At 65.7% G+C, this 6,623-nt stretch carries 7 protein-coding genes; 5 read left to right on the forward strand and 2 right to left on the reverse strand.

What is annotated here, in order from left to right:
* Positions 1–120: 120 nt before the first annotated feature.
* On the reverse strand, positions 121–789 hold the full coding sequence (gene lexA, locus JOZ79_RS04870; RefSeq protein ID WP_294071395.1) for a transcriptional repressor LexA: 669 nt from the start codon (positions 787–789) through the stop codon (positions 121–123).
* Between the two features lie 129 nt (positions 790–918).
* A complete protein-coding gene (locus JOZ79_RS04875) occupies positions 919–2,865 on the reverse strand; it encodes a peptidyl-prolyl cis-trans isomerase (protein WP_294071397.1) in 1,947 nt (648 codons plus the stop codon).
* Between the two features lie 121 nt (positions 2,866–2,986).
* Here JOZ79_RS04875 and tpiA point away from each other — a divergent pair, with 121 nt between their 5' ends.
* The 5 genes from tpiA to JOZ79_RS04900 all read left to right on the forward strand — a co-directional run.
* On the forward strand, positions 2,987–3,736 hold the full coding sequence (gene tpiA, locus JOZ79_RS04880; RefSeq protein WP_294071399.1) for a triose-phosphate isomerase: 750 nt from the start codon (positions 2,987–2,989) through the stop codon (positions 3,734–3,736).
* 75 nt (positions 3,737–3,811) lie between these two features.
* The gene (gene secG / locus JOZ79_RS04885; protein WP_294071401.1) at positions 3,812–4,237 is read left to right on the forward strand and encodes a preprotein translocase subunit SecG; all 426 of its coding nucleotides are present in this window, start codon (positions 3,812–3,814) and stop codon (positions 4,235–4,237) included.
* 70 nt (positions 4,238–4,307) lie between these two features.
* Entirely contained in the window at positions 4,308–5,942 is a 1,635-nt protein-coding gene (locus tag JOZ79_RS04890) for a CTP synthase (protein WP_294071403.1), read from the forward strand.
* Positions 5,943–6,025: 83 nt separating this feature from the next.
* Complete coding sequence (locus JOZ79_RS04895; protein ID WP_294071405.1) at positions 6,026–6,175, forward strand: lmo0937 family membrane protein; 150 nt, start codon at positions 6,026–6,028, stop codon at positions 6,173–6,175.
* 54 nt (positions 6,176–6,229) lie between these two features.
* Positions 6,230–6,623, forward strand: a 394-nt coding sequence (locus JOZ79_RS04900; RefSeq protein ID WP_294071407.1) for an FAD-dependent oxidoreductase, incomplete at its 3' end; no start/stop codon positions are given.

A 6,623-nucleotide genomic window follows, 5' to 3' on the forward strand; every position in this document is an offset into this window, starting at 1 on the left:
TAATCCGCGCCATAATCGGTGAACGTCCAGCCGAACGCCTTCGCGTAGAAAGCTCGCGCCAGTTCGTGCGCGGTCGCGCTCGGCAGCTCGACATAATCGATTCGAGCGGTCGCCATCGCTTCAGTACCGCCGAACCAGCCCGGCGAGCTTGCCTTGAATCGCCACTTGATCAGGGCGATAGCGCTGCGGCTCGTAATTGCGGTTGGCGGGGTCGAGGCGAACCATGTTGCCCTCCCGCCGGAAGGTCTTGAGAGTCGCTTCCTCATTATTGATCAGGGCGACCACGATCTCGCCCTCGCGGGCGGTGTCGACCTTTCGGATCAGCGCGAAGTCGCCGTCGAGAATGCCTTCGTCGACCATCGAATCGCCCGAAACCTCGAGCGCATAATGCTCACCGGGCCCGAGCAGCGCCGCCGGCACGGAAAAGCTCTCCGTCCCCTGAAGCGCCTCGATCGGCGTTCCCGCCGCAATCCGGCCGTGCAGAGGAATCTCCAGCGTGTCATTCGCTGCTGACGGCAACGCCGGCCGCATCTGCGGCGACGACGGCGCTGCTCCGGACGCGTCGGCAGCCCGAGTTTCCGGCAGCTTCATCACTTCCAAAGCCCGCGCACGGTTCGGCAGCCGCCGGATGAACCCGCGCTCCTCGAGCGCCGAGATCAGCCGGTGCACGCCCGACTTTGACTTGAGGTCGAGAGCCTCGCGCATCTCGTCGAAACTTGGCGAAATTCCGCTCTCGTCGAGACGTCCGCGGATGAACATCAACAGCTCGCGCTGCTTGGCGGTGAGCATTGGCCGTCACTCCCCTGTTCGCCGGCTTGGGCCTGCCTTGTTCCATGGCGGAACGAACGGAGAACGTGTAGGAAACATCACGGTTCCCGTCAAGTCCGCGACGGTGAGGCTCCGGTCAGCCTGCTTGGGCTAGCTGCCCGTGGTCGCGAATCGCTGCTTCATTGCCGCGATGGCGTTGTCGTTGCGGCGGACCTTGAGGTGCGCTTCGACCGCGGCGAGGAAGCCGGCAGCATAATCGTCCTGGGTCGCCTGCTGCAGCTCGCGCGCCATGAGCCCGATCAGCCCGGGCTGCGCCAGCGCATTGCCAGGGACGATCTTGTCGACCTTGACGACGAAGTAGCCTCGCGACTGGGCATCGGCGACAGCCTTGCTCTTGCCCGCCGCGAGCACGAACAGGGTCCGAACGGCGGGCGGGACCGGCTGCTGGCTCTGCGCCACCTGGATGCGCCGGGCGGCCAGCGGCTGCACCGGAGCATTGAGGCCGCTCTGCTTGACCGCATCGGCCACCGAAATGCCTGCCGAAGCCTTCACTGCAATCGTGTCCGCTGCCTTGCGCGCCCGGGCGAGCGCCTCGGTCTGCACCCAATCGTTCGCCACCTTGTCCCGAATGCTCGCGAGCGGAGCGGGTGCCGCCGGGATCACCTGCGCCGGCGCGACCATTGCATATCCGCCACCGTTCGGCAGGGTCGCGATGTCCGGCTGGTCGCTCGGCGCGAGGTCGAAGCCGGCCTTGACCGCAGGCTCGAGGTTCGGTCCAAGCTTGAAATTGGCAACCGATCGCGACGTGCCGTCGGCGGTGATCAGCGGCGTCGTCGTCACCGAAAGCTTCAGCTTGGTCGCGACCTCGGTGAAGCTGTTCCCATCGCTAAGCGCGCTGTCCGCCTTGTTGTAGAGGTCGTCCATCGCAGCCTTGCGCTTTTCGGTGGTCAGCTTCGCGGAAATCTCCGGCGTGGCCTGGGCCAGGCTTTTGCCGGCGACCGCCTTCACCGAATCGACCTTTGCGACGACCCAGCCGAAGTCGGACTCGATGGGCCCGATGATTGCCCCGGCATTCTCCGAGAACGCAGCCACCGCCACGCGGTCACCGGCGACCGAGGCGTAGGCCTGCTTCGTCTGGTCGGGAAGGCTGGAGACGGCCGCGCCGCTGCCCGCAGGGGCGGCTGCCGCGGCTAGGGTCGATCCGTTCCTGGCGCGGTCGGCAATGGCCTGGGCGGTCTTCTGGTCCTGGACCACGACCTGGCTCAAGGTCCGCGTGTCCCTGGAGCCATAAGTTGCCTGGTTGGCATTGTAATAAGCGGCGATTTCCTGGTCGCTCGCGGTCACGTTGGCGACGCTATCGGGAGTGATCAGCGCGAATCGCAGAGTCCGCTGCTCCGGAACCATGTAGCGATTGCGGTTGGACGTATAGAAAGCCTGCACCTGCGCATCGCTCGGCTTGAGCCCTGCGGTGAACAGCGTCAGCGGCAGCACTGCCGCCTGTCCCTGGCGAGATTCGAGCAGCATCGCCGCATATTGAGTCGCAACCCCGACCGGTACGCGCGGCTGCGCGGCGAGCGGGGCGAGGAGGTGGGTCGCGGCCAGCTGCGCCCGGATAAGTTCGCGCACCTGCGCATCGGTCAGGCGGTTGCGCGACAAAAAGGCGCTGTATCCCTGGATGCTCGGCTTGCCGTCGAGTCCGCGGACACCCGGGATCTGGGCGATCTCCGCGTCGATCAGGCGCTTGGATATCGAAAAGCCGTACTTGTCGGTGAAGGCAATCAGCGCCTTCTGGTCGATCAGCTGGTTCAGCACCGGGTCGATGTCGCCAACGATGTCTGCATAGCTGGCCTGGGGATTTTGCTGCCGGACATCCTGCAGCCGTTTTTGCATCGCGTCGTCCATGTCTTCGTTGGTGACCTGCGCGCTGCCGACGCTGGCAAGCGTGTCGCTGCCGAGACCGAGGCCGAAGCCGAGCTTGCCCGAACCGAAGTTGGAGATGTCGCTCATCGCGAAAGAGGCGAGGATGGCGATCAGGAACACGGCGGCGATGACCTTGCCGACGCCGGAATTCGCAACGCTTCGAAAAAAGGAAAGCATGGAGCCCTGCCAGCGTGGAACGACCGCGCCGCTTTAGGGGCCGCACAACCGCGCATCAAGGCGGCCGCTTCCCGTCGAGGGCCGCTGCGGCTAGGGCGGGGCCTGGCCTAAGGGGGTGGCGATGACGCTGAGCAAGCTGGTTGCAGGCAATTGGAAGATGCATGGGGTTTCGTCGGACCTCGACGAGCTGCGCGCGATCTCCGCTGCAGCGGGAGATTATCCCGGGGTCGATGTCGCTCTGTGTGTCCCCGCCGTCCTGATCGAGCGCGCTGTCCGCGCCGCGCCTGGATTCGCGATCGGCGCGCAGGACGTTCACCACGCCGAGAAGGGTGCGCACACCGGCAATGTCTCTGCCCACATGCTGCTCGATGCGGGCGCGACCCTCACCATCGTGGGTCATAGCGAGCGCCGCGATGCCCAGCGCGAGCGCAACGAGGAGGTCCGCGCCAAGGCCAAGGCGGCGCTCGCCTCTGGTCTTGGCGTCATCCTCTGCGTCGGTGAAAGCCTCGAGCAGCGCGAGGCGGGCAGGGCGCTCGACTGCGTCACGACGCAGCTCGCGGCGTCGCTGCCCGAAACGCCCGAGCGACCGGGCAGCCTCGCCGTGGCCTATGAGCCGATCTGGGCAATCGGCACCGGCAGGGTCGCTTCCTGCGACGATATCAAGGAAATGCACGGAGCGCTTCGCCGCTGCCTCGTGGACCGGTTCGGCCCGGCGGGGAGTGGCGTCCGCATCCTTTACGGCGGCTCGGTGAAGCCCTCGAACGCCGCCGAAATCTTCCGCACTCCGGACGTCGACGGTGCCCTCGTCGGCGGAGCGAGCTTGAAAGCCGCCGACTTCGTCCCGATCATTGCTGCCGCCGCGCAAGGTTGACCGGCTTCGGCCGCAATCGTTGAATCATCGACACTCCGCCTCTATTGGCGGCCGCCTCCAATCAGAAAGCCCGCAATGTTCGCCTTCCTCCTGATCGTCCAAATCCTGATTGCCAGCTCGCTCGTGCTCGTGATCCTGATGCAGCGCTCGGAAGGCGGCGGCCTCGGCGTCGGCGGCAGCTCGTCGGGATTCATGACCGCCCGCGGCGCTGCCGACTTCCTCACCCGTTCGACCTCGATCCTTGGTGGCGCGTTCATCATCCTGTCGATTGTCATGGCGGCCATCGCCGGAGCGACGCGCCAGGCGCCGACCATCGACACATCGCTCGGCAATTCGGTGACTTCGCCGCAGACCGCTCCGGCCCAGCCGCAGCAGCCCTCGCCGGCCGACCAGGCGCAGCTGAAGAACGCAGCGGCGGCGCCTGTGACCGGCACGACTACTCCGGCGAACTCGGCCGCCCCGGCCAACCAGGGCGCTCCGGCGGTCCCGCTCGCCCAGTAGCCGTTTCCCCAACTTTTTTTGCCGGTGCCGCTTGCCCAATCGCTGGCTGGGCCCCTAAGCCTCGGGACCCATGGCGCGGTTCATTTTCGTCACCGGCGGCGTGGTCTCATCGCTTGGCAAGGGTCTCCTCTCGGCATCGTTGGGAGCGCTTCTGCAAGCTCGCGGTTACTCGGTCCGGATCCGCAAGTTCGATCCCTATCTGAACGTCGATCCGGGCACGATGTCGCCATACCAGCATGGTGAAGTCTTCGTCACCGACGACGGCGCCGAGACCGACCTCGACCTTGGCCATTACGAGCGCTTCACCGGCGTCAGTTCGCGCCAGTCTGACAACATCACCACCGGCCGAATCTACCGCGACATCATCGCCAAGGAGCGCCGCGGCGACTATCTCGGCGCGACCGTCCAGGTCATCCCGCACGTCACCAACGCCATCAAGGAATTCGCCCTCAGCGATGTGTCCGACGTCGACTTCGTGATCTGCGAGATCGGCGGCACCGTCGGCGACATCGAGAGCCTGCCCTTCATCGAATCGATCCGGCAGCTCAGGAACGACCTCGGCCGCGACCAGACGGTCAGCGTCCACACGACGTTGGTTCCCTGGATCAACGCTGCCGGCGAGCTGAAGACCAAGCCGACGCAGCAGTCGGTCCGCGAGCTTTCGAGCCTCGGGGTTCAGCCCGACGTCCTGCTCTGCCGCTGCGATCGCCCGCTGCCCGACAGCGAGCGCGAGAAGATCGCGTTGTTCTGCAACGTCCCCAAGTCCGCCGTCATCCCGGCGCTCGACGCCCGCAACATCTACGATGTGCCGCTCCAGTATCACGAGGCGGGGCTCGACGACGAGGTCCTGCGCGCCTTCCGCATCGACGATGCGCGCGCGCCAGACCTGGCCCGCTGGGGCGAGATCATGGATCGCATCGACCATTACGACAGCGAGGTGACGATCGGCGTCGTCGGCAAATATGTCGGCCTTCCCGACGCCTACAAGAGCTTGCGAGAGGCCTTGGTGCACGGCGGCATTGCCCACCGAGCAAAGGTCCGCATCGAGTGGATCGATGCCGAGCTGTTCGAGCACCCCGAATCGGACATCGTGGCGGAGCTCGAGCCCCTGCACGGCATCCTCGTCCCCGGCGGCTTCGGCGAGCGCGGCAGCGAAGGCAAGATCGCAAGCGTCAAGTTCGCCCGCGAGCGCGACATCCCCTTTTTCGGCATCTGCCTCGGCATGCAGATGGCGTGCATCGAGGGAGCGCGGAATCTCGCCGGCATCAAGGACGCCTCGACCACCGAGTTCGGCGAGACCAGCGAGCCGGTCGTCGGCATGATCACGGAGTGGATGAGCGACGAGGGACTGCAGAAGCGCGCCGCCGGCGGCGATCTTGGCGGCACCATGCGCCTCGGCGCCTACCCCGCGAAGCTCGACGGCAATAGCGTGGTTCGCTCCATCTACGGCAGCGACGAGATCAGCGAGCGCCACCGCCACCGCTACGAAGTCAACGTCCATTACCGCAATGCTCTCGAGAGCGGAGGCCTCGTCTTCTCGGGAATGTCGCCCGATGATGCGCTGCCTGAGATCGTTGAGCGGCCCGACCATCCCTGGTTCATAGGCGTCCAGTTTCACCCCGAGCTGAAGAGCCGCCCGTTCGAGCCGCACCCCTTGTTCGCCGGCTTCATCGGAGCCGCGGTGAAACAGTCCCGCCTTGTCTGACATCCTCGCCTGAAATCGGCCCGGAACAGGGTCGACGCTGGTCCGTTACGGCCCCGTTGCGTGATCATAATGAGGAAAGTCCGATGCTTCTCACCATTGCCGTCATCCTGTTCATCCTGTGGCTCCTCGGCGCCTTCGCCTTCCATGTCGGCGGCGGCCTGATCCACATCCTGCTGGTCATTGCGATCATCGTCGTGATCTGGAACTTCATCGCCGGCCGTCGCGCCGTCTGACCTGCGTTCGCTCATGGCGTTGCGGGGTGCGGAAAGCGCCCCTAAATGGACGCCATGAGCAACAGCATTTCCACGCGTCTGGCCGTGCTGGGCTCCGGCCCGGCCGGCCTGACCGCGGCCATCTACGCGGCCCGCGCCGGCCTCTCGCCGATCGTCATCCAGGGCATTCAGCCCGGGGGCCAGCTGACCACCACCACCGATGTCGAGAACTATCCCGGCTTCCGGGACGTAATCCAGGGTCCCTGGCTTGTTGAAGAGATGCAGGCCCAGGCCGAGCATGTCGGCACCAAGATGGTCTGGGACCATATCGCGTCGATCGACCTCTCGAGCCGTCCGTTCCGCCTGAGCGGCGACAGCGGCACCCAATATTTCGCCGATGCGCTCGTCATCGCAACCGGTGCCCAGGCGAAGTGGCTCGGGCTTCCATCTGAGGAGCATATGAAGGGGA

This window comes from Sphingomonas sp. (assembly GCF_019242355.1).
Classification (GTDB): domain Bacteria; phylum Pseudomonadota; class Alphaproteobacteria; order Sphingomonadales; family Sphingomonadaceae; genus Sphingomicrobium.